Source organism: Nocardioides bruguierae, from assembly GCF_023656415.1.
GTDB lineage: Bacteria > Actinomycetota > Actinomycetes > Propionibacteriales > Nocardioidaceae > Nocardioides > Nocardioides bruguierae.
On record NZ_JAMOIL010000001.1, the window covers coordinates 122034 to 143257 of the forward strand.

23 protein-coding genes are annotated in these 21224 nt (G+C 74.5%); 13 read left to right on the forward strand and 10 right to left on the reverse strand.

What is annotated here, in order from left to right:
* Positions 1-38: 38 nt before the first annotated feature.
* Positions 39-2576 carry a DNA gyrase/topoisomerase IV subunit A gene (locus M8330_RS00645; protein ID WP_250825765.1) on the reverse strand — a complete coding sequence of 846 codons (2538 nt, stop codon included), beginning with the start codon at positions 2574-2576 and terminating at the stop codon, positions 39-41.
* Between the two features lie 103 nt (positions 2577-2679).
* Here M8330_RS00645 and M8330_RS00650 point away from each other — a divergent pair, with 103 nt between their 5' ends.
* From M8330_RS00650 to M8330_RS00665, 4 genes are read left to right on the forward strand one after another with little or no spacing between them, the layout of a single operon-like run.
* Positions 2680-5457, forward strand: a complete 2778-nt coding sequence (locus tag M8330_RS00650) for a bifunctional acetate--CoA ligase family protein/GNAT family N-acetyltransferase (RefSeq protein ID WP_250051850.1) — start codon at positions 2680-2682, stop codon at positions 5455-5457.
* An 18-nt stretch (positions 5458-5475) separates the two neighbouring features.
* Positions 5476-6090, forward strand: coding sequence for a sulfotransferase family protein (locus tag M8330_RS00655; protein ID WP_250825766.1), 615 nt, complete (start codon positions 5476-5478; stop codon positions 6088-6090).
* A 53-nt stretch (positions 6091-6143) separates the two neighbouring features.
* Positions 6144-6731, forward strand: coding sequence for a DUF5998 family protein (locus M8330_RS00660; RefSeq protein WP_250051853.1), 588 nt, complete (start codon positions 6144-6146; stop codon positions 6729-6731).
* Between the two features lie 14 nt (positions 6732-6745).
* Positions 6746-7870, forward strand: a complete 1125-nt coding sequence (locus tag M8330_RS00665) for an alkaline phosphatase family protein (protein WP_250825767.1) — start codon at positions 6746-6748, stop codon at positions 7868-7870.
* Between the two features lie 40 nt (positions 7871-7910).
* Here the strand turns inward: M8330_RS00665 and M8330_RS00670 are convergent, their stop codons facing one another.
* Genes M8330_RS00670 through M8330_RS00680 form a run of 3 tightly spaced genes read right to left on the reverse strand, consistent with a single transcriptional unit; the run spans position 7911 to position 9657 of the window.
* A complete protein-coding gene (locus tag M8330_RS00670; RefSeq protein WP_250825768.1) occupies positions 7911-8456 on the reverse strand; it encodes an MOSC domain-containing protein in 546 nt (181 codons plus the stop codon).
* Positions 8457-8476: 20 nt separating this feature from the next.
* Complete coding sequence (locus tag M8330_RS00675; RefSeq protein WP_250825769.1) at positions 8477-8986, reverse strand: GNAT family N-acetyltransferase; 510 nt, start codon at positions 8984-8986, stop codon at positions 8477-8479.
* Positions 8983-9657: a thymidine kinase gene (locus tag M8330_RS00680; protein ID WP_250051860.1), complete on the reverse strand. Its 675-nt coding sequence runs from the start codon at positions 9655-9657 to the stop codon at positions 8983-8985. The genes M8330_RS00675 and M8330_RS00680 overlap by 4 nt, the downstream gene beginning before the upstream one ends.
* A 101-nt stretch (positions 9658-9758) precedes the next feature.
* Here M8330_RS00680 and M8330_RS00685 point away from each other — a divergent pair, with 101 nt between their 5' ends.
* A complete protein-coding gene (locus M8330_RS00685; RefSeq protein ID WP_308196214.1) occupies positions 9759-10583 on the forward strand; it encodes a sulfurtransferase in 825 nt (274 codons plus the stop codon).
* A 25-nt stretch (positions 10584-10608) separates the two neighbouring features.
* On the opposite strand, the gene sepH is transcribed toward M8330_RS00685, so the two are convergent.
* Entirely contained in the window at positions 10609-11571 is a 963-nt protein-coding gene (gene sepH / locus M8330_RS00690; RefSeq protein ID WP_250825771.1) for a septation protein SepH, read from the reverse strand.
* A 119-nt stretch (positions 11572-11690) separates the two neighbouring features.
* Between sepH and M8330_RS00695 the strand changes: the two genes are divergently transcribed.
* Positions 11691-12386 (forward strand): trimeric intracellular cation channel family protein, encoded by a 696-nt coding sequence (locus M8330_RS00695; protein ID WP_308196215.1) that lies wholly within the window; start codon positions 11691-11693, stop codon positions 12384-12386.
* A 31-nt stretch (positions 12387-12417) separates the two neighbouring features.
* Here M8330_RS00695 and M8330_RS00700 read toward each other — a convergent pair whose 3' ends face one another.
* The 3 genes from M8330_RS00700 to M8330_RS00710 are packed head-to-tail and all read right to left on the reverse strand — an operon-like array spanning position 12418 to position 14943.
* The gene (locus M8330_RS00700) at positions 12418-13086 is read right to left on the reverse strand and encodes a hypothetical protein (RefSeq protein WP_250825772.1); all 669 of its coding nucleotides are present in this window, start codon (positions 13084-13086) and stop codon (positions 12418-12420) included.
* The gene (locus tag M8330_RS00705) at positions 13083-13670 is read right to left on the reverse strand and encodes a SigE family RNA polymerase sigma factor (protein WP_250825773.1); all 588 of its coding nucleotides are present in this window, start codon (positions 13668-13670) and stop codon (positions 13083-13085) included. Before M8330_RS00705 ends, M8330_RS00700 begins: the two co-directional genes overlap by 4 nt.
* A 40-nt stretch (positions 13671-13710) precedes the next feature.
* Positions 13711-14943 (reverse strand): MFS transporter, encoded by a 1233-nt coding sequence (locus M8330_RS00710; RefSeq protein WP_250825774.1) that lies wholly within the window; start codon positions 14941-14943, stop codon positions 13711-13713.
* Between the two features lie 169 nt (positions 14944-15112).
* Between M8330_RS00710 and M8330_RS00715 the strand changes: the two genes are divergently transcribed.
* The 3 genes from M8330_RS00715 (at position 15113) to M8330_RS00725 (ending at position 17710) form a co-directional block, all read left to right on the forward strand.
* Positions 15113-16297, forward strand: coding sequence for a ferrochelatase (locus M8330_RS00715; protein ID WP_250825775.1), 1185 nt, complete (start codon positions 15113-15115; stop codon positions 16295-16297).
* Complete coding sequence (locus M8330_RS00720; RefSeq protein WP_250825776.1) at positions 16294-17151, forward strand: inositol monophosphatase family protein; 858 nt, start codon at positions 16294-16296, stop codon at positions 17149-17151. The genes M8330_RS00715 and M8330_RS00720 overlap by 4 nt, the downstream gene beginning before the upstream one ends.
* A 268-nt stretch (positions 17152-17419) precedes the next feature.
* A complete protein-coding gene (locus tag M8330_RS00725; protein WP_250052356.1) occupies positions 17420-17710 on the forward strand; it encodes a DUF4193 domain-containing protein in 291 nt (96 codons plus the stop codon).
* 81 nt (positions 17711-17791) lie between these two features.
* On the opposite strand, the gene M8330_RS00730 is transcribed toward M8330_RS00725, so the two are convergent.
* Both M8330_RS00730 and M8330_RS00735 read right to left on the reverse strand, forming a co-directional pair.
* A complete protein-coding gene (locus M8330_RS00730) occupies positions 17792-18079 on the reverse strand; it encodes a DUF4235 domain-containing protein (RefSeq protein ID WP_250051870.1) in 288 nt (95 codons plus the stop codon).
* An 83-nt stretch (positions 18080-18162) separates the two neighbouring features.
* Positions 18163-18636, reverse strand: a complete 474-nt coding sequence (locus M8330_RS00735; protein WP_250825777.1) for a DUF3093 domain-containing protein — start codon at positions 18634-18636, stop codon at positions 18163-18165.
* A gap of 104 nt (positions 18637-18740) precedes the next feature.
* Here M8330_RS00735 and dut point away from each other — a divergent pair, with 104 nt between their 5' ends.
* From dut to M8330_RS00755, 4 genes are read left to right on the forward strand one after another with little or no spacing between them, the layout of a single operon-like run.
* Positions 18741-19196 carry a dUTP diphosphatase gene (gene dut, locus M8330_RS00740; protein ID WP_250825778.1) on the forward strand — a complete coding sequence of 152 codons (456 nt, stop codon included), beginning with the start codon at positions 18741-18743 and terminating at the stop codon, positions 19194-19196.
* Between the two features lie 56 nt (positions 19197-19252).
* Positions 19253-20014 (forward strand): DUF3710 domain-containing protein, encoded by a 762-nt coding sequence (locus M8330_RS00745; protein ID WP_250825779.1) that lies wholly within the window; start codon positions 19253-19255, stop codon positions 20012-20014.
* 17 nt (positions 20015-20031) lie between these two features.
* Positions 20032-20445 carry an OB-fold nucleic acid binding domain-containing protein gene (locus M8330_RS00750; protein WP_250051877.1) on the forward strand — a complete coding sequence of 138 codons (414 nt, stop codon included), beginning with the start codon at positions 20032-20034 and terminating at the stop codon, positions 20443-20445.
* Positions 20438-21217, forward strand: a complete 780-nt coding sequence (locus M8330_RS00755) for a DUF3159 domain-containing protein (protein ID WP_250825780.1) — start codon at positions 20438-20440, stop codon at positions 21215-21217. Before M8330_RS00750 ends, M8330_RS00755 begins: the two co-directional genes overlap by 8 nt.
* Positions 21218-21224: the final 7 nt, after the last annotated feature.

The window sequence follows — 21224 nt, forward strand, 5'->3', positions numbered from 1 at the left end:
GGCGTCATCCCACCACACCCGCGCCCGACGGGGCGGCCTCAGCCCTCGGTGTCGCCGGCGTCGGCAGCGCCGTCCTGGTCGCCGTCCTGCTCCTCGGCCGTGCCGGGCAGCCTCAGCGCGTCGGCGACCCGGGAGGCGACCGCGACCACGGTCTGCGCCAGCGGCACGCCGGAGCCGTCGCGCCGGCCCGTGGGGGCGGGCAGCTCCACCGGGGCGCCGGAGTCGGCCGCGGCGCGCGCCGGGCCGGGGCCGACCCAGGCGAGCTGGAGCCGGTCCTCGCCCTTGAGGAAGCGGTGGCACCGGACGCCGCCGGTGGCGCGCCCCTTGGCGGGGTACTCCCCGAACGAGGAGACCTTGACGGTGCCCGAGCCCGTGCCGGGCAGGGAGTCCCCGGAGCCGGCGATCGTGACCACGACGGCACCCTCGCCGGCGTCCGGGTCGAAGGCGCCGAACGAGACGACCTGCTGGCCGGCCGCCAGCTTCACGCCCGCCACGCCGCCGCCGGCCCGCCCCTGGGGGCGCACCGCGTCGGCGGAGAAGTGCAGCAGCTGGGCGTCGGAGGTGACGAAGCACAGCTCCTCGGAGCCGGTGGTGAGCTGCACGACGCCGACCACGCGGTCCTTGCCGTCCAGGGTCACGACCTCCCACTCGTCGCCGCGCTTGGGCACCTCGGGCTTGACCCGCTTCACCACGCCGTGGCGGGTGCCGAGCGCGAGGCCGGGGCCCTCCTCGGTGATCGGGACGAGCGCGAGCGCCTTCTCGTTCTTCTCCAGCACGAGCAGCTGCTCCAGCGGCATCCCGCCCTGGAGGTTCGGGTCGTTCGCGGACGGCGGCAGCGTCGGCAGGTCCAGCACCGAGAGCCGCACCAGACGACCGGCGTCGGTGACCACGCCGACGTCCGCGCGGGCGGTCGTGCGCACCGCCGAGACGACGACGTCGTGGCCGGCGCGGCCGTCGCCGCGACCGGGCAGGTCGCCCGCGGTGCTGCGTGCCACGAGCCCGGCGGAGGACAGGTAGGCCACGCACGGGTCGTCGGCGATCTCCAGCGGGGTGGCGCTGGCCTTGGCGGGGGCGCCGGCGGACTCCAGCAGCACCGTGCGGCGCGGCGTGCCGTGCTCTTCGGCCACGTCGGCGAGCTCGTCGGAGACGACCGAGCGCAGCAGGCCGGCGTCGTTGAGGATCGCGTCGAGCTCCTCGATCTCGCGGCGCAGCTCCTCGGACTCCTTCTCCAGCTCCAGGCGGGAGAAGCGGGTCAGCCGGCGCAGCTGCATCTCGAGGATGTAGTCGGCCTGGAGCTGGGAGAGGTCGAAGACCGTCATCAGGCGCTGGCGGGCGGCGCCGGTGTCGTCGCTGGAGCGGATGACCGCGATGACCTCGTCGATGTCCAGCAGGGCCACGAGCAGGCCCTCGACCAGGTGCAGCCGGTCGGCCTTCTTGCCGCGGCGGAACGCCGAGCGGCGGCGGACGACCTCGTAGCGGTGCTCGAGGAAGACCTCCAGCATCTCCTTGAGCCCCAGCGTGCGGGGCTGACCGTCGACGAGGGCCACGGCGTTGATGCCGAACGAGTCCTCCAGCGGGGTGGAGCGGAAGAGCTGCTCGAGCACGGCCTCGGGCACGAAGCCGTTCTTGATCTCGATGACCAGCCGCAGGCCGTTGGCGCGGTCGGTGAGGTCCTTGAGGTCGGCGATGCCCTGGAGCTTCTTGTTCTGCACGAGCGTCTTGATCCGCTCGAACAGCTTCTCGGTGCCCACGCCGTAGGGCAGCTCGGTGATGACGATCGCCTTGCGGCGTCCGACCTGCTCGACGCGGGTGGTGGCACGCATCTTGAAGGAGCCGCGGCCGGACTCGTAGGCGTCGCGGATGCCGTCGAGACCGACGATCTTGCCGCCCGTCGGCAGGTCCGGGCCCGGCACGAACCGCATCAGGTCGTCCAGGCTCGCGCCCGGGTTGGTGATGAGGTGGCGCAGGGCCTGCACGACCTCGACGAGGTTGTGCGGCGCGCAGTTGGTGGCCATGCCGACCGCGATGCCGGCCGAGCCGTTGACCAGGAGGTTCGGGATGGCGGCGGGCAGCACCGCCGGCTCGAGCTCGCGGGAGTCGTAGTTGGGGCGGAAGTCGACGGTGTCCTCGTCGATGGAGGCGGTCATCGCCACGGCCGGCGAGGCCATCCGGCACTCGGTGTAACGCATCGCCGCGGGAGAGTCGTCGGGCGAGCCGAAGTTGCCGTGGCCGTCGACGTAGGGCAGCCGCATCACCCAGGGCTGCGCCATGCGCACCAGGGCGTCGTAGATCGCGCCGTCGCCGTGCGGGTGCAGGCGGCCCATGACGTCGCCGACGACGCGGGCGGACTTCACGTGCCCGCGGTCCGGCAGGAGCCGGTTGTCGTGCATCGTGTAGAGGATGCGGCGCTGCACCGGCTTGAGGCCGTCGCGCGCGTCCGGGAGGGCCCGGGAGTAGATGACCGAGTAGGCGTACTCCAGGAAGGAGCTGCGCATCTCGTCGCCGACGTCGATGTCGAGGATGTGCTCCTCGAAGTCGTCCTCGGGCGGCGGGGTGGTGGTGCTGCGTGCTGCCATGGGCGTCATTCTCACGCCTGCGCCCCTCGCACCCGGCACCTGCCCCGCCCACGGGCGCGTCCCGTCCCCTCCCGGGCGTGCCCGCGCGGGTAGATTGCTGCCCGTGAGCGACGGCCAGACCCCCACGACCGGAGCGACCCCCACCACCGGTGCCACCAGCACGGCCACGGGCCCCGAGGTGCACGTCGAGGTCGCCGACGTGCCGGTCGCGCCCAAGCACTGGGCCGCCGACGTGCTGCTGCGCGACGGGCGCACCGCCCACATCCGGCCCATCGGCCCGGACGACGCCGAGCTCCTGGTCGAGTTCTACAGCCGTGTCTCCGACCGCTCGAAGTACTACCGGTTCTTCTCCCCGATGCCGCGGCTGTCGGACAAGGACGTCTTCCGGTTCACCCACGTCGACCACCGCGACCGGGTGGCGTTCGTGCTCATGCTCCAGCAGCAGATGATCGCCGTCGGCCGCTACGACCTCATCCGGCCCGGCGAGGCCGAGGTGGCGTTCCTCGTGGAGGACCAGCACCAGGGGCGCGGCATCGCCCAGGTGCTGCTCGAGCACCTGGCCCAGGCGGGTCGCGAGCGCAAGGTCGACCGGTTCATCGCCGAGGTCCTGCCCGACAACACGCGGATGATCCAGACCTTCCGCGACGCCGGCTACAAGGTCGTCTCGGAGTACGAGGACGGCGTCATCCAGCTCGAGTTCCCGATCGACGCCACCGACACCGCCATCGGTGTCATGCAGGCCCGCGAGCACCGGGCCGAGGCCGCCAGCATCGAGCGGTTCTTCCACCCGCGCTCGGTGGCGATCATCGGTGCCTCGCGACGTCAGGACACCATCGGTCAGACGCTGGTGCGCAACCTGGTCATGGGCGACTTCACCGGGCGCGTGTACGCCGTGAACCCCACCGGCTCGGCCGTCTCGGGCCTCCCCGCCTTCTCCAACGTCGTCGACATCCCGGACGACGTCGACCTCGCCGTGGTCGCGGTGCCGGCCGACGCGGTGCAGGACGTGGTGCTCGACTGCGCCGCCAAGGGCGTGCACGGCCTCGTGGTGATCTCCTCCGGGTTCGCCGAGACCGGCGAGGAGGGCCGCGCCCGCCAGCGCCGCCTCGTCGGCCTGTCCCGCTCCTACGGCCTGCGCCTGATCGGCCCCAACTGCCTCGGCATCATCAACACGCAGTCCGAGGTGTCGATCAACGCCTCGCTCTCCCAGGTCATGCCGCCGCGCGGTCGCGCCGGCTTCTTCTGCCAGTCCGGCGCCCTGGGCTCGGCCATCCTGGAGAAGGTGCAGAACCGGGGCCTGGGTCTGTCGACGTTCGTCTCGGCGGGCAACCGCGCCGACGTCTCCGGCAACGACCTCCTGCAGTACTGGGAGGAGGACGAGGCGACCGAGGTCGTGATGATGTACCTGGAGTCCATCGGCAACCCGCGCAAGTTCTCCCGGATCGCCCGTCGGGTCTCCCAGCGCAAGCCCGTCGTGGCCGTCCGCTCCGGGCGCACCACCCAGGGCGTGCCCATGGGTCACGCGGTCCGCAAGATCGCCGCGCCCCCGGCCGCCGTGGACGCGATGTTCCGCCAGGCGGGCATCATCCAGGTCGACAACCTGGAGGAGATGTTCGACGTCGCCCAGCTGGTGGCCCACCAGCCGCTGCCCCGCGGGCGCCGCGTGGCCATCGTCGGCAACTCCGACGCGCTCGGCCTGCTCGCCGCCGACGCGGCCGCCGCGGTCGGCCTGGTGGTCAACAAGTCCGTCTCGCTCGGCGCCGAGGCCGACGCCTCCGACTTCGAGGACGCGCTGGACGCCGCCATCGACGACCCCGACGTCGACTCCGTGATCGCGGTCTACATCCCGCCGCTCAACGTCTCCGGCGACGAGGTCGCGAACGTGCTGGCGGCCATCGGCGAGCAGTCCGACAAGCCGCTGGTCTCCAGCTTCCTCGGCGTCGAGGGCGTGCCCGAGCTGCTCCGGGTGCCCGACGTGGCGGGCACCGCGGCCGGCCGCGGCTCGGTGCCGTCCTACCCGGCGGTCGAGGCCGCCGTGCGCGCCCTGGCGCGGGTGGTGGAGTACTCCGTGTGGCTGCGCACGCCCGAGGGCAGCCCCGCGGAGGACGACTCCGTCGACGTGATCGGCGCCCGGACGCTCGTGGCCGACCGGCTGCGCGGGGCCAGCGGCACCGTGGAGCTCTCCCAGGAGGACGTGGCGACGCTGCTGTCCGCCTACGGGATCGAGACCTCCCCGTCCGTGCCGGTCACCTCCGTCGGCGAGGCGATCAAGGCGGGCGTCGACCTCGGCTGGGACGTCGTGCTCAAGGCGACCGCCGAGCACCTGCGCGAGCGGCCCGACCTGGCCCACGTGTGGCGCAACATCGACGGCGCCCACATGATGCGGGACGCCTGGGCGACCCTCACGCAGGTCGTCGGCGACCCCTCGCGGGCCGGGTTCGTGGTGCAGCGCACCGCGGCCCCCGGCGTCCCGATCTCCATCCGCTCCATCGAGGACCCGCTCTTCGGCCCGGTGGTCTCCTTCGGCATCTCCGGCCCGCTCACCGAGCTGCTGGAGGACCGGTCCTACCGCATCCCGCCGCTGACCGGCCGCGACGCGTCCACGATGGTGCGCGAGGTGCGCTCGGCGCCGCTGCTGTTCGGCTACCGCGGCGCGGACGTGGTCGACATCCGGGAGGTGGAGCGGCTGATCCAGCGGGTCGCGCAGCTCCAGCACGACCTGCCGCAGGTCTCCACGCTCGAGCTCGGCCTCATCCTGGCCGGCCCCGACGGGGCGACCGTGCTGGCCGCCGAGGGACGCCTGGAGCCCGGCCCGGCGGCCCGCTCGGACTGGTTCGTGCGACGCCTGGGCCAGCAGGCCGGCGACACCCTGCCGAGCTGACGCTCCTATCCTGCGCTCGTGATCATCTCCGACCGCGCCCGGCTGCTGTTCGTCCACGTCCAGCAGACCGGCGGCGCCGTGGTGGCCGGGAGGCTGCGCGAGCTGCTGCCCGACGCCCGACGCCTGCCCGGCGTCGACCGGCACGCGCCGCTGGGCCAGCTGCTGCGCGCGGAGCCCGGCCTGACGGGTCACTGGACCTTCGGGGTCGTCCGCAACCCGTGGGCACGCACCTGGTCCTGGTGGCGGCACGTGGAGCGCGTGCGCACCGGCACCGCGAGCGCCGAGGGCGGGGAGCGACGCCAGCAGTTCCTGGCCGAGGTCGGGGAGACCTGCGAGGACTTCGAGGCGTTCGTGATGCGCGGGCTGGGGGAGTACCAGCGGCTGCAGACCCCGCAGGTGCGCTACCTGACCACCCGCGGACGCCGGGCCGACCTGATCGGTCGGCAGGAGAGCCTCGAGGCCGACCTGCGGGCCGTCGTCGCGCGGCTCGAGCTCCCCTGGACCCCGCTGACCGACGGGCCGGACCTCGCCGGCGACCCGGAGGCCTACCGCGAGGCCTACTCCGAGCCCATGCGCCGCCGGGTCGAGGCGGTCTTCGCCCGCGACGTGGCGGCCTTCGGCTACGAGTTCTGAGGTGCGCCGGGGCTACCCGTGGGGCGCACAGGTGCGCGTGCGAGACTGACGGCATGCGGAGCACCCGTACCGACGACCGTGACCGACAGGCGGACCTGCGCCGGGCCATCGACCGGACCGGCTACTACCCCGACGTCGTGGCCGACGGGGTCTCGGCGGCCCTGGCCGGCGAGCAGGTCGTGTCCTTCTTCGTCCACCACGAGCCGACGTTCGAGCACGACGAGGTGCGCCGCCACCTCTCGGTGCTGGTGCTGACCCCGACCCGCCTGGTCCTGGCGCACACCGACGAGCACGCCGGCGACGACCTGCTCCCGGAGCCCTACACCTCCACCTCCACCGAGGCGATCCGGCTGACGTCGGTCTCCTCCGTGGTGGTCACGCGGATGGTCACCAACCCGTCCAAGGGCCCGAGCACGCCCGCCGAGGCGAACATGACGATCGGCTGGGGCGGCGTCGGGCGGCTCGACCTCGAGCCCGCCGGCTGCAACGACCCCAGCTGCGAGGCGGACCACGGCTACACCGGCGTCCTGGCCTCGGACGACTTCTCGCTGCGGGTCTCCGCGGCGGCCGACGGGGTCGAGGCCGTGACCGGGCTGCTCGCGTTCGCCGAGAGCCTCTCGGCCCTCACGCAGACCTCCTGACCACCGGACCCGCCTTGGCCGACGACGCCCGGTTCCGGCTGCCCGCGTACGGCACCGCCGCCCTCTCCGACGTGGTGCCCGCGATCGCGCGCGCCGTGGGCCAGCCCATCCAGGAGAGCTCGCCGCTGGAGCTGGAGGACGCGGCCGCCTACGTGGTCTTCCTCGTCGACGGGCTCGGCCTGCGGCTGCTGGAGCAGCACGCCGACATGGCGCCGTTCCTCTCCGACCTGCTGCGCCCGGGGACGCGGCTGACCGCCGGCGTCCCCACCACCACCGCCACGAGCCTCACCAGCCTCAGCACCGGCCTGCTGCCCGGCACCCACGGCGTCGTCGGCTACCTCTCGCGGGTCCCCGGCACCAACGACCTGCTCAACGCGCTCCAGTGGGACCGCGACGTCGACCCGCGCGACTGGCAGCCCCACCGCACCGCCTTCGGCCGCCTGCGCGCCACCGGCTGCGACGTCACCGTGGTGAACAAGCGCGAGTTCGAGGGCTCCGGTCTCACCACGGCCGCCCAGCGGGGCGCCGACTTCGTCGGTGCCGACCGCGTGGGCGAGCGCATCGCCGCGGCCGTGGCCGCCGCCGGCCGTGGGCCCTCGCTCACCTACCTCTACGACGGCGACCTCGACTGGACGGGGCACCGCTACGGCGTCGCCAGCCACCACTGGCAGGCGCAGCTGGCGATGATCGACGCCCAGGCCGAGCAGCTGCGCGAGGAGCTGCCCCCGCACGTGCGGCTGCTGGTGCTGGCCGACCACGGCATGGTGGACGCCGACCCCGCGACCCAGGTCGACGTGGACGTGCGCACCGACCTGCGCGACGGCGTGACCCTGTTCGGCGGCGAGGCCCGGTTCCGGCAGCTCTACTGCGCGCGCGGCGCGCATGACGACGTCGTGGCCGCCTGGCGCGAGGCGATGGGCTCCACCGCCGTCGTCGTCACCCGCGACGAGGCCGTCGACGAGGGCTGGTTCGGGCCCCTGGACGCCGGCGTGGTGCCGCGCATCGGTGACGTGCTCGTGGCCTGCCGCGACCGGGCCTCGGTGGTGGCGAGCGTCGAGATGGCCTACGAGGCCAGGCTCGTCGGCATGCACGGCTCGCTCACCGACGAGGAGATGCTCGTCCCGCTCCTCGTGGACTGACGGACGCGGGCTCGAGCTCGGTCTGGGGCTCGAACTGGGGCTACACGCGCTCCATCGGGGCGTGCGGCAGCGGGGGCAGGGCGACGCGGACCCGGTCGCCGACGCGCACGTCCCCGCCCGCCAGCACGACGCCCATGACGCCTGCGCGGCGGACGACGGCACCGTCGTCGCCCCGGCCGACCACGCGCTCGAGCAGGCCGGGGGAGAAGGACTCGATCTGGGCGCAGGGGTTGCGCAGGCCGGTGAGGCCGATCCGGGTCTCGTCCCCGAGCGCCACGACCGTGCCGACGGGGAGGCTCAGAAGGTCGAGGCCGCGGGTGGTCACGTTCTCGCCGAGGTCACCGGGAGCGACCGCGAAGCCGGCCTCCACGAGCTCGTCCAGCAGCTCGGCGGCGACGAGGTGGACCTGACGCAGGTTCGGCTGCGTCGGGTCCTGCGCGACGCGGGATCGGTGCCGCACGGTCGCACCCGCGTGCGCGTCGCCCTCGACGCCGAGGCCGGCCACGAGGCGCAGCTGCGCGTGCGGCTGCTTGCTGAAGGTGTGCTCGGCGCTGCGGTGCAGCGCCACCACCCGACCGTCGTCCACGCGCGGCAGCCTACGACGCGTCAGCGTCGCAGGGTGGGACCGGACTCATCGACCGGCTTCGTCCCCAGGCCCAGGCGCCAGGTCTCGGTGTCGGCCCCCGCGTGGACGCGGGTGAACCCGCACGCCCGCAGCACGCCCCGGGAGCGGGCGTGCGCGGGGGAGACCAGTGCGAGGAGGGCCGGCAGCCCCCGACGACCGGCCTCGACGACCCCGGCCGCGAGCACGGCGGAGCCGAGGCCTCGGCCCCACCGGGCGGAGGGCCCCACGGCGTAGCCCACCTCGGTCGCGTCCGGCCCCGCGGCGAGGTCGAGGTAGCCGACGACGCCCAGGCCCGGTGTGGTCGCCGCCAGGCGCTCCCACCCGGGGAACCGGGCGGAGCGGCTCACCAGCCGCCGCTGGTGCTCGCGGTGCTCGGCAGCCGTGCGGCACGACCAGCCGGCCAGCGCGACGAAGGCCGGGTCGAGGGCCCAGGAGGCCACCACGCCCGCGTCCTGGAGCGTGAACGCGCGCAGGGTGACCGGCGGCGTCACCCGAAGGGCAGCGGCTCGGGGGCGAGGGAGACCGCCTTGGCGCGCGCGGCGGTGAGCCTGCGGCGGTGGTGCTGGCGGCAGAGGACCTCGTAGGCGACGTCGACGTCGGCGTCCCCGCCGCGGCCGTGCACGTGCTCGCCCTGCTCGACGTCGCCGACGACCACCTGGTCGCCCTCGACGACCATCACGCCGTTCTCGGTGCGGGCGTTGTGGGTGGCGCGCTTGCCGCACCAGCACAGGGCCTCGACCTGGAGCACGTTCATCCGGTCGGCCAGCTCCACCAGCCGGGCGGCACCCGGGAACAGCTGGGTGCGGAAGTCGGTGAGGATGCCGAACGCGAACACGTCGATCTGCAGCTCGTCGACGATCTTGGCGAGGCCGTCGATCTGCTCGGGCGTGTAGAACTGCGCCTCGTCGCACACGAGGTAGTCGATGCGCGCGCCGTGGGTGAGCTCGCTGACCACGTAGGACCAGAAGTCGAACTCCGGGCCGACCTCGGCGGCGTCGTGGGTCAGCCCCAGGCGGCTGGTGATGCGTCCGGCGCCAGCCCGGTCACGGGTCACGAAGATGCGCCCCGCGCGCCCGCGGGCGGCGTGGTTGTGGTTGGTCTGGAGGGCCAACGTGGACTTGCCGGAGTCCATCGTGCCGGTGAAGAACTGGAGCTCGGCCACGGGGCGTGATCCTCTCACGTCCGGCTCGGCGGTGACCCGCGGGGCCTCGGCCCGGCGTGCCCCCGGGAGAGACGCCGAGGCGGCCCGGCAGGATGGCGTCCATGCTGACCAGCCCGCTCGTCGACATCGCCACGCTCCGCACCCACCTGGAGGCCGGACTGCCGGTCACGCTGCTCGACGTCCGCTACCGCCTGGGCGGCCCGGCGGGCCCCGACGAGCACGAGGCCGGGCACCTGCCGGGCGCCGCCTACGTCGACCTGGACTCGGCTCTGGCAGGCGCCCCCGGGGACGGCGGCCGGCACCCGCTGCCGCAGACCTCGGTGCTCCAGGACGCGATGCGGGCCGCGGGCGTGCGCTCGGGGGTGCCGGTCGTGGTGCTCGACGACTGGTCCGGCCACGCCGCCGCCCGGTGCTGGTGGCTGCTGCGCCACCACGGTGTCGACGACGTCGCGGTGCTGGACGGCGGGCTCGCCGCCTGGGTCGCCGCCGGGCTGCCGCTGGAGACCGGTCCCGTCGACCCGGAGCCGGGCGACGTGACGCTGACGCCGGGCCGGATGCCCGTCGTCGAGGCCTCGGCGGTGCCCGGGGTCGACGTGCTCCTGGACGCCCGGGCGCCGGAGCGCTTCCGGGGCGAGGTCGAGCCCGTGGACCCGGTCGCGGGGCACGTCCCCGGTGCCCGCAACGCCCCCAGCACCGCGAACCTCGGCGCGGACGGGCTGTTCCTGGCCCCCGACGTGCTGGCGGAGCGCTACGCCGGCCTCGGCGCCGTGCCGGGCGCGGACGTGGCGGTGTACTGCGGCTCGGGCGTCACCGCGGCCCTCGACGTCCTGGCGCTGGAGGTGGCGGGCGTGCGTGCCGCGCTGTACCCCGGCAGCTGGAGCCACTGGGTCACCGACCCCTCGCGGCCGGTGGCCACGGGGGAGTAGCGGGCGCGGCGGCCGCGGGTGTTGCTCAGTCCTGGCTGTTGCCGAACATGATCTCGTCCCACGACGGGACGGAGGCCCGTCCGCGCTTGCGGCTGGGGCGGCGCGCGGGCTTGGTCGGCTCCTCGGCGGGCTCGTCGGCGGCGGGCGCCTCAGCGACCGGCTCCGGAGCGGACGACTGCTGGACGGCGGGCTCGGCGGGCTCGGCCACCGGGTCCGCCAGCGGCTCCACGACCGTGTCCTCCGGTGCCTCCGGCTCGGCCGTGGGCCGAGCCGGGGCGTCGGCGGCGTCGGTCGGCACGTCGAGGTAGGCCTCCATGGAGGCCACGAACTCCAGCGGCTCGTCGTCGGAGGGCTGCGCCGCGGCCAGGCGGCGCTCGCGGGCGAGGCGCAGGTCGTCGCGGGCGGGCTCCGGCTCGGGCAGCGGCTCGCCGATCAGCCACTTGGCCTCGTCGTTGTCCATCACCACGTAGTTGCCGGGCGGGTCGAAGGTGAACCGGGCCATGCCGGTGCGGTCCGGGGTGGCGAACTCGCCGACCAGCACCCAGCGGCCGTCCTCGCGGCGCCAGGAGTCCCACGAGACCACGTCGGAGTGCAGGCCCAGGCCCGAGAGGCGCTCCGTCACCGCGCGGCCGAGGATGCGGGGGCCCTCGGCCTCGCGACCGCGCACCGACGACCGCTGTGCGCGCTGGGCCATGTGCTCACGCTCGGCCAGCACCGGGCCCGCGTAGGGCTGGATGCGCTCGACGCTGGTGCGCGCCGCCTCGGCGACCGCCTCGGGGGTCTCGCCGGCGCGGATCCGGGCCTGGATCTCGCGGGGGCGGAGGGCGCTGTCCATGGTGATCTCCAACTGGCCTTGGGATGCGGTGTCGCCCGACAGGGCGGCGCGGAGCCGGGAGTCGTTGTCGACGGTGAAGCGGACGCCGGCCTCGCTGACCAGGAGGAGCTGCTTCCCGTCCCCGCTGATCCCAGCGAGGGTCAGGTGCACCACCTCCGAGCCACCTCCTCCTGCGCTCCCGCGGCACCGCTGGTCAGCGGCCCTGTCTCCGGTGGGCGCAAGGTTACGCCCCACAACCAGGCAGAACGCGAATGTCGCCTACCCTGCGATCCGTGTCCCCCCTGACCGCCCCGCTCGCCGCGCCCGACGCCCCCGTGACCGGCACGTTCCTGGACGTCGGGACCACCCTGTTGGTGCTCGACCTGCTCGGCATCGTCGTCTTCGCGGCGTCCGGCGGCCTGGTCGGCGTCCGCAAGGAGCTGGACCTGTTCGGCGTCCTCGTCCTGGCCGGGGTGACCGGCCTGGGCGGCGGGCTCCTGCGTGACGTGCTGATCGGGGTGGTGCCGCCGGCGGCCCTGGTCGACTGGCGCTACCTGCTGGCCCCGGCGGTGGCCGGCGTGGCCGTCTTCGCCTTCCACCCGACCTTCGGGCGGATGGAGAAGGTGATCACCGTGCTCGACGCGGCCGGCCTCGCCCTGTTCTGCGTCGCGGGGGCGCTCAAGGCCATGGACTACGGCGTCGGGCCGCTGCCCGCGGCGCTCATGGGCATGACCACCGCCGTCGGTGGCGGGATGATGCGCGACGTCCTCGCCGGTCGCGTGCCGGTGGTCTTCCGCGGCGAGCTGTACGCCACGCCCGCGCTGGGCGGGGCGGCGGTCGCCGTCGTCGGGACGTCGGGGTGGCTGCCGTTCGACCCGCCCGTGGTGGTCGTCAGCATCCTGGCCGCACTGGTGGCGCTCGTCTGGCGGTTGCTGGCCGTCTGGCGCAACTGGCAGGCCCCGTTGCCGAAGGGGCCTGCCAGCGTCTGAGGCGCTCGGTCGTGCCGGTCGGTCGTGCCGGTCAGTCGTGCCGGTAGCGGATCAGCTCACCGGTGCCGTCGGCGTCCGCGCAGCGGTCGCCCGCCACGTCCGAGGGGAAGTCCAGGGCCTCGAGGTCGGAGCAGACCCAGACGTCCTGGGTGCCGAGCGCCTCGGTCCAGGTGCCGTCCTCCGCCTGGACCCACAGCGCCTGGTACCCGCCGCAGTCGTTGACGGCCACCGAGGCGAACCCGTCGGAGCGGACGCGCTGGACGGTGATCCCGACCAGGGCGGTGCCGTCGCAGGTCGACTCCTGCTGGAGGGTCTCCACCTGAGAGGCCACCGCCTCCTGGAAGGACGCGGGCGTCTCGGCCAGCCGTCGCGCCACCTGGGCGGGGTCGGTGATGGTGACGCCCGGGTCGGGGTAGGTGACCAGGACCGGGTCGGCCGACTCGCCGGCCGACCCGCCGGCCGACTCGCTGGGGCCGTCCGCGGGGTCCACGGCCCGCGGGGTGGGCCCCTGCGCCAGGCCGATCGTGAGGGCCGCCACCGCCGCGGCCGCGGCGACGCCGCCCACGGCGCCGGCGACCCTACGGCGGCGCACGCGGCGCCCGCCCTCGCGGGTGACCGCGTCGAGGTCGATGCCGAGCGGGGCGTCGCCCGCACGCTCGTGCAGCACGGTGTGCAGGTCGCTGTTGCGCGGGGTGCTCATCGGGTGGCTCCCGTCCGGTCGGTGGTCTGGTCGTCGAGGTGGGGCAGCAGGTCCGCCCGGCCCGCGGACTCGCCGAGGTCGGCGCGCAGGGTCTTGAACGCGGCGTTGACCTGGCTCTTCACGGTGCCGACGGCGCAGCCCAGGGCCTCGGCGGTCTGGGCCTCGGTGAGGTCCTCGTAGTAGCGCAGGACGACGGCGGCGCGCTGCCGCGGTGGCAGCCGGTGGAGCGCGGCCCAGAGCCAGTCACGCCGGGCGACGTCGTCCGCGTGGTCGTCCTGACCCTGGGACTGGGACTGGGCGCCGGCGGGTCGCAGGTCCTCGGGTGTCTCACTGACCCGCTCGTGCGACCACGACTTGCGACGGAACCAGCTGATCGCGGTCGTCGTGATGGCGCGGCGGGTGTAAGCCTCCGCGGCCTCCGTGCGCCTCAGCCGGGGCCAGGCCACGTACGTCTTGGTCAGCGCTTCCTGCACCAGGTCCTGCGCCAGCGTCTGCTCGCCGACCATCAGGTAGGCGGCGCGCAGCAGCGACTGCTGGCGTGCGGCGGCGAAGTCGGTGAACTCCGCGCGTCTGTCGGTCCCCACCCGTCCTCCTCTCGGCGGGCCGGTCGTTCCGGCCCCGCCCTTACGACGAGGCGAGAGGGGCGGAAGGTTCGGTGGCCCCACGACGCCGCGGGATCGCCTGCGCGGCCACGGCCGCCACGACGCCGGCCGCCACGGAGACGAGGTAGCCCTGCGAGGCGCCCACGTGGTCGACGACCAGGCCCGCCAGCGCCGCACCCGGCGCGACGCCGGCCACGAGGCCGGTCTGCATGACGGCCATGCCTTCCGTCAGCCGCTCGCGCGGCACGGACGCCTCGGTCAGCGACATCGCGGCCACCATGGTGGGGGAGATGGACGCACCGCCCAGGAGCAGCAGCACGCCCAGGACGACCAGGTTCGGTGCGAACGCGAGCGGCACCATGGCGACGGCCATCGCGGCCGCGCCCCACCGGACCCGCACGTCGGGCCCGGAGCGCCAGGTGATCGTGCCGACCACGAGGCCGGCCAGCAGGCTCCCCAGGGCGTACAGCGCCAGCAGGAAGCCGGCGGCGGACTCGCGGCCCTGCTCGTCGCTGAAGGCCACCGTCACGACCTCCGCGGCGCCGAAGAGGACGCCCAGCGCGGCGCACACGACGGCCAGCGGCAGCACGGTGGCCCAGGGCAGGCGGGGGCGGGGGCCGGGGCCACCGTGGGTGTCGGGCAGGCCCGACTCACGCGGGTGCGCCGGAGGCTCGGTGCGGCGCTGGGCGGCGAACGCGAGGCCGCCCACGGCACCCGCCACGACGGCGGCGGTCAGGCCGGCGGTGGGGTGCACGGACGTGGCGAGCAGCGTGACCAGCACGGGCCCGGTCATGAACACGACCTCGTCGAGCACCGCCTCCAGCGCGAAGGCGGTCTGGACGTCGCCGGGGCGGTCGAGCACGTGCGACCACCGAGCGCGCACGGCCGAGCCGACCTGCGGCTGCGACCCACCGGCGAGGGCGGCGAGGACGTAGACCCAGCCCAGGGCCCACCCGGCCTGCACCGCGACGACGAGCAACGAGGCGGAGACCGCGAAGAGCACTGCGGTGACGGCGACGACGCGGCCCTGGCCCACCCGGTCCAGGAGCCGCCCCTGCACGATCGCGAGGCCGGCGTTGGCCACCATGAACGCCCCGGAGACGGACCCGGCCAACGCGTAGGAGCCCGAGGAGGCCTGCACCAGCAGCACGATGCCCAGCCCGGCCATGGAGATGGGCAGGCGTCCGACGAGGCCGGCGAGCGTGAAGGCCTTGGCGCCGGGGTGGGAGAGCACGGCGCCGTAGGTGCCGATCACGGGGTCATCACGCCCCGAGGCTAGGACCCGTTCTCAGCGGCTCCTCAATCCGCGCGAGTCCGTCCGCGCGAGCAGCATCCGGGACGGCGGAGGGCGGGCCCGCGCCCGGGTCCCGGACCGGGGCGGGGGCAGCCCGGTCGGGTGACCGCGGAGTTCCTACGATGAGGGCATGCAGAGCACTGAGCCGGTCGACACCGCGCCGGCCCCCGTCGACGTCCGCCCCTACGACGCCCTCCTCCTGGTCTCCTTCGGCGGCCCGGAGAAGCCCGAGGACGTCGTCCCGTTCCTGGAGAACGTCACCCGCGGTCGCGGCATCCCCCGCGAGCGGCTCGAGCAGGTCGGCGAGCACTACTTCCTCTTCGGCGGCAAGTCCCCGATCAACGACCAGTGCCGTGCGCTGCTGGCCGAGCTGCGCTCCGACCTGGTCGGCGCCGGCATCGACCTGCCGGTCTACTGGGGCAACCGCAACTGGGACCCCTACCTGAACGACACCTTCGAGCAGATGGCGCAGGACGGCGTCACCCGCGTCGCGGCCTTCGCCACGTCCGCCTACTCCTCGTGGTCCTCCTGCCGGCAGTACCGCGAGAACCTCTGGGACGCCCTGGAGGGCATCGGCGGGCTCGAGGGCTCGCCGCTGGTGGTCGACAAGCTGCGCCACTACTTCAACCACCCGGGCTTCGTGGAGCCGGTCGTCGACGGCGTCCTCGCCCAGCTCGCGGACCTGCCCGAGGACGAGCGGGCCGGTGCTCACCTCGCCTTCGTCACCCACTCGATCCCGACGGCGATGAACGAGCAGTCGGGCAACCCGGAGGTCGACTACGACGGTGGCGGCGCCTACGTCGCCCAGCACCGCTCGGTGATGGCCGAGGTCGTGGCCCGCGTCGCCGCCGAGACGGGCGTCGAGCACGACCACGCGTTGGTCTACTGCTCGCGCTCCGGCGCCCCGCACATCCCGTGGCTCGAGCCGGACGTCAACGACCACCTCGAGGCGCTCAAGGAGCAGGGGACGACGGCGGTCGTGATGATCCCCGTCGGGTTCGTCTCCGACCACATGGAGGTCATCTACGACCTCGACACCGAGGCCATGGCCACCGCGAACGAGCTGGGCCTGCACGCCCGCCGCTCCGCCACCGCCGGCACCGACGGACGCTTCGTCGCCATGGTGCGCGACCTGCTGACCGAGCGAGCGGCCGTCGAGCGCGGTGAGGACGTGGCCCGCGCCTCGGTGGGCTCCTTCGGCCCGAGCTGGGACGTGTGTCCGAAGGGCTGCTGCGCGAACCCCCGCAACCCGCGCCCCGCCCTGTGCGGCAGCGACCCGGCCCCCGCGGCGCCGGCCGGGGAGCCGCAGGCGTGAGCGCGCCCGACCCGCTCGTCCTGCCCGACGCCGTCGACCCCGGGTTGCCCGGGGCGCTGCTGACCGTCGCCCACGAGGTGGCCGAGGCCGCCGCGAGCCTGGTGCGGGAGAAGCGGGCCGGGCACGTGGAGGTCGCGGCGACCAAGTCCAGCGACGTCGACGTGGTCACCGAGGCCGACCGCGCGACCGAGGAGCTGCTGCGCAGGCTGCTGCGGGAGCGGCGGCCCGACGACGCGATCATGGGGGAGGAGGGCGACGACGAGCCGGGCACGTCCGGCGTGCGGTGGGTCCTCGACCCCATCGACGGCACCGTCAACTTCCTCTACGACCTGGGCCGGTACTCCGTCAGCGTCGCCGCCGAGGTCCTCACGGACGACGGCTGGCTCACCGTGGCCGGGGTGGTGCTCGACGTCGCCGACGACGTCGAGCACGCCGCCGTGCTAACGGCCGAGGGGCCGCGCGGCACCAGCGCGGGGCGCCCCGTCGCGGTGCGCGCACCCCAGCCGCTGGGGCAGATGCTGGTGGCCACCGGCTTCAGCTACGACCGCGACCTGCGACGCCTCCAGGCGCAGGGCTGGGTCCACCTGCTGCCACGCGTGCGCGACATCCGCCGCATGGGGTCGTGCGCGCTCGACCTCTGCTCGGTGGCCTCCGGCCGCGTCGACGCCTACGCCGAGGAGGGCGTGAACCACTGGGACTACGCGGCCGCGCTGCTGGTCGCCCGGGCCGGCGGCGCCCGCGCCGAGGTACTCGCCGGGGTCGGCGGGCGCACGTTCGTGCTCTGCGCGCCCCCGGCGTCCTTCGAAGCCCTGCACGAGGCCGTCACCGAGGCCGGACTGCTGGCTCCCGCCTGAGGGGCACGCCTCCGACCGACCTTCCCGCCCCGTCCGCACCCCTGGGACACGCCCGGGCCCAACAGGTGGGTTACGTCACACGCGAACGTGTGCGCAGGCGGGGAAACGGTGGAATAGCCGGACCGGTGGCCGGGTTCGGGAGAGGCCACGCCGGATCGGTGTTGGTCGAGGGGCTCACATGGTGCACACTCTGCGCCGACAGGGCAGGAGGGCGCGTCATGCCGCCCCTCCGGACCGGGTCCCCAGGTCTAGGAAGGGAGTGAGCACGATGGCGACAGATTACGACGCGCCGCGCAAGAACGAGGAGGACTCCTCCGAGGAGAGCATCGAGGAGCTCAAGGCCCGCCGCCACGACAAGAACTCCGGCAAGGTCGACGAGGACGAGGCGGAAGCCGCCGAGTCGTTCGAGCTGCCGGGCGCCGACCTCTCCCACGAGGAGCTGGCCGTCGAGGTGAAGCCGAAGCAGGAGGACGAGTTCACCTGCATGAGCTGCTTCCTGGTGCACCACCGCTCGGCGCTCGCCGACGCGAAGAAGATGATCTGCAACGACTGCGCCTGACGCGGACGTGACAGGAGCCCGGCACCCCGAGGGGTGCCGGGCTCCTGTGCTGTCCGGGGCCGGCCCGGGCGGACCCGACGGTCAGGCGGAGTCGGCCTGGAGCGACGGGGGCAGCTCGCCGGTGGACTTGCGGTAGTACTCCGCGACCCGACGCTGGGCGAGCATCCGGGCGACGGCGATGACGGCGCCGGTCGAGACCGCCCAGGCGACGGCCTCCCACATCTCGACGTCCGGGTCGGCCGGGTTGGCCGGGGGCTGCTTGCGCGTCGCTGCCTGCCACCCGGAGGTGAGGACCTTGCGCGCCACCTGCGCGGCGACGATCGCCGACACGCTCGCGCCGACCGAGTAGAGCTTCGAACCTTGGGCCATGTGGTGACCCTATCGACCCGGACGCGTCGTGGTGCCGCCCCGGTGGGTGAACCGCACCGGGCGCCACGGCCGCGGTGGTGCGCTCAGGCGGAGGCGACGCCGTCGGCCACGGCGGCCGTCACCGCACTCGCGAGCTGCTCGGGGCGACGGGTGCTGACCAGCCAGTACGGCGTGGGGTCGCGCGGGTCTGCCAGGCGCACCATGACCGCCTTCTTGCGGTAGGGCCGCAGCAGCAGGTAGGCCCGCGCGTCGGCGTCCCGGCCGGCGACGCGGCGGGTGTCCTCGGCGTCGAGGGCGTCGACCGAGCCGACGTAGGCCAGCGGGAGCCGGGCGCGACCGGCGGTGAGGACGCCGTCGGCGACCTCGACGCGCGGGGAGCCGTAGCCGAGGAACCACACGGCGACGAGGGCCAGGAAGCCCAGGGCCACCAGCGAGGCCACCCACAGGGGTGCCGCCACCGCGACGGCCAGCCAGATGGTCGCGATCATCATGACCGCCTGTGCCCACCAGCGCAGGGGCACGGACAGCCGCTCGCGGTAGGCCGGGGCAGTGCTCACCGACACATCATCCCACCCGGGTCGTGGCAGGCCGAATGCGCGGGCGCCCGTGGAACGCGCGTGGGCTGGGCCACGCACGTGTGGGCGGGGCTAGGGTGCCGCCCGTGGAACCGACGCTCGAGGTGCAGGTGGTCCGGCTCGACCCGGAGGTGCCGCTGCCCTCCTACGCCCGGCCGGGGGACGCCGGTGCCGACCTCGTGACGACCGTGGACCTGCGGCTGGCCCCCGGTGAGCGGGCCCTGGCCCCCACCGGCCTCGCCCTGGCCCTGCCGGAGGGCTACGTCGCGCTGGTGCACCCTCGCTCCGGGCTGGCGGTCCGGCACGGCCTCTCCATCGTCAACACCCCGGGCACCGTGGACGCCGGCTACCGCGGCGAGGTCAAGGTGCTGCTGATCAACACCGACCGTGCCGAGACCATCGAGCTGAGCCGCGGGGACCGCGTGGCCCAGCTGGTGATCCAGCGGGTCGAGCACGCCCGGTTCACCGAGACCGACAGCCTGCCGGAGTCCGTCCGGGGTGCGGGGGGCTACGGTTCCACCGGTGGGTTCGCCGGCGCCTGAGCGCCGCACCCGCCACGGACGACACGCACGCAGATGATCGACGCGAGGAGCACCAGGTGAGATTCCGCCGCAAGGCAGCCGAGCCCACCGGCACGACCGAGGAGACCCCGGACGCCGGTGACGCGACGGCGGCGGAGAACGACGCCCGGCCCGAGCAGCAGCGTGGCCCGTTCGACGTCTCCGAGATGCCGGAGGCGCCGGCCAACGTGACCCGGGTCGACCTCGGCTCGCTCCAGGTGCTGCCCGTCTCGGGCACCGAGCTGCGCCTCCAGGTGGACGAGTCCTCCGGCGACGTGCAGGCCGTCATCCTCGCCGGCCCCGACGGAGCGCTGGAGCTGCGCGCCTTCGCGGCGCCCCGCAACGGCGACCTGTGGTCGGAGGTCCGCCCGCAGATCGCGGCCGACATGGTCCGGCGCGGCGGCACCGCCGTCGAGGGCGAGGGCCGTTTCGGCACCGAGCTGCGCTGCGAGCTCAAGCGCACGCTGGCCGACGGCCGGGAGGGGGTGCAGCCCTCGCGCATCATCGGCGTCAACGGCTCCCGCTGGCTGCTGCGCGCCACCCTCATCGGTGGCGCGGCCCGCTCGCCCGAGGCGGCCGCCCGCTGGGAGGCCATCCTCTCCACCGTCGTGGTCGACCGCGGCGAGGGCGCGATGCCGGTGGGGGAGGCGCTGCCGCTGCGGCTGCCCGAGAACGCGCGACCGGTGCGCCGCGGCACCACCCAGCCGGGTCCCGGTCAGCCGGGCCAGCAGCCGGCTCAGCCCGCCGGCCAGCAGCCTGCTCAGCAGCCGACCCAGCAGCCCGGGTCCGCCGAGTCCTGAGCGCGTAGGATCCCCACGTGCCCGAGATCCGAGGCCTGCGCCGAGGCCGTGCCAAGAAGAACGCCGCTCCTGCGGAGTCGCCGGCGTTGAAGCTGGACCCCGGGGCGGTCCCGCCCGCCCCGGACACCATGCCGATGCCCGTGCTCCGCGTCGGCACGTCCACCATCGCGGCCGCCCCCGACCGAGACCTCGTCCGGGTCCGTGGCACCGTGCGCGACGTGCGCCGCGTGCAGATCGGTGACGGCCCCGCGCTGGAGGCCGACCTGTGCGACGAGACCGGGTCCGTCGTCCTGGTGTGGCTCGGGCGCGACCGGATCACCGGCCTCGAGACCGGGGTCTGCCTGGCCGCCGAGGGCCGCATCGCGCGCCACGACGGCCGCCGGGTGCTCTACCACCCCCGCTACGAGCTCGTGCCGCAGGCCTGTGGCTGAGCCGGGCACCGGGGAGCAGTCCTCCCCGCACGAGACCTCCCCGCACCAGTCCTTTTCGACCGGGTCGGAGACCCACGCGGCCGAGCACGCGACCCCCGACACCGTCGAGGCCGTCGTCCGCGGTCAGCTGGCCAAGGCCCTCGGCGGACGCCGGGGCATGGTCGAGGCCGCCGTCCCGACCCTGCTGTTCACCGCCACGTGGCTGCTCCTGCACGAGCTGCGCCTGGCCCTCACCGTCTCGATCGCGGCGGCGGTGCTGCTGCTCCTCGTGCGGCTGGTGCAGCGCTCGACGATCCAGTACGTCGCCAACGCGCTGGTCGGCATCGGGATCGGCTGGCTCTTCGTGCACCTGGCCGCCAGCCGCGGCGGGGACGAGGAGGCGCAGGCGCTGGCCTACTTCCTGCCCGGCCTCATCTACAACGGCGTCTACGCGGTCGGGCTCGGCCTCTCCGCGGTCCTGCGGTGGCCGCTGGTCGGCTTCATGGTCGGCTCGGTCACCGGTGAGCCCACCGCGTGGCGCGACGACCCGCAGGTGGTCTCGCTGTGCTCGCGGCTGACCTGGCTGCTGGCCGTGCCCTGCGTGGTGCGCGTGGTGATCCAGGTGCCGATCTGGCTGGCCGCCACGGCCGGCGCGATCGAGGCCTCGACCGCGATCGGCATCCTCGGGGTGCTCAAGGTGGTCCTCGGCTGGCCGCTCCAGCTGGCGGCGCTGGCGTCCATGGTGTGGGTGCTGGGGCGCAACAGCACCCCGGTGCAGCCCCGCCAGGCCTGAGCCGGCG

Excerpts from the sequence above, each read along its gene's own strand:
- M8330_RS00685 (WP_308196214.1), top strand. The coding sequence starts at position 9,759 with ATGCTGACCAGCCCGCTCGTCGACATCGCCACGCTCCGCACCCACCTG.
- M8330_RS00725 (WP_250052356.1), top strand. The coding sequence starts at position 17,420 with ATGGCGACAGATTACGACGCGCCGCGCAAGAACGAGGAGGACTCCTCC.
- M8330_RS00730 (WP_250051870.1), bottom strand. The coding sequence starts at position 18,079 with ATGGCCCAAGGTTCGAAGCTCTACTCGGTCGGCGCGAGCGTGTCGGCG.
- M8330_RS00700 (WP_250825772.1), bottom strand. The coding sequence starts at position 13,086 with ATGAGCACCCCGCGCAACAGCGACCTGCACACCGTGCTGCACGAGCGT.
- M8330_RS00715 (WP_250825775.1), top strand. The coding sequence starts at position 15,113 with ATGCAGAGCACTGAGCCGGTCGACACCGCGCCGGCCCCCGTCGACGTC.
- M8330_RS00645 (WP_250825765.1), bottom strand. The coding sequence starts at position 2,576 with ATGGCAGCACGCAGCACCACCACCCCGCCGCCCGAGGACGACTTCGAG.
- M8330_RS00660 (WP_250051853.1), top strand. The coding sequence starts at position 6,144 with ATGCGGAGCACCCGTACCGACGACCGTGACCGACAGGCGGACCTGCGC.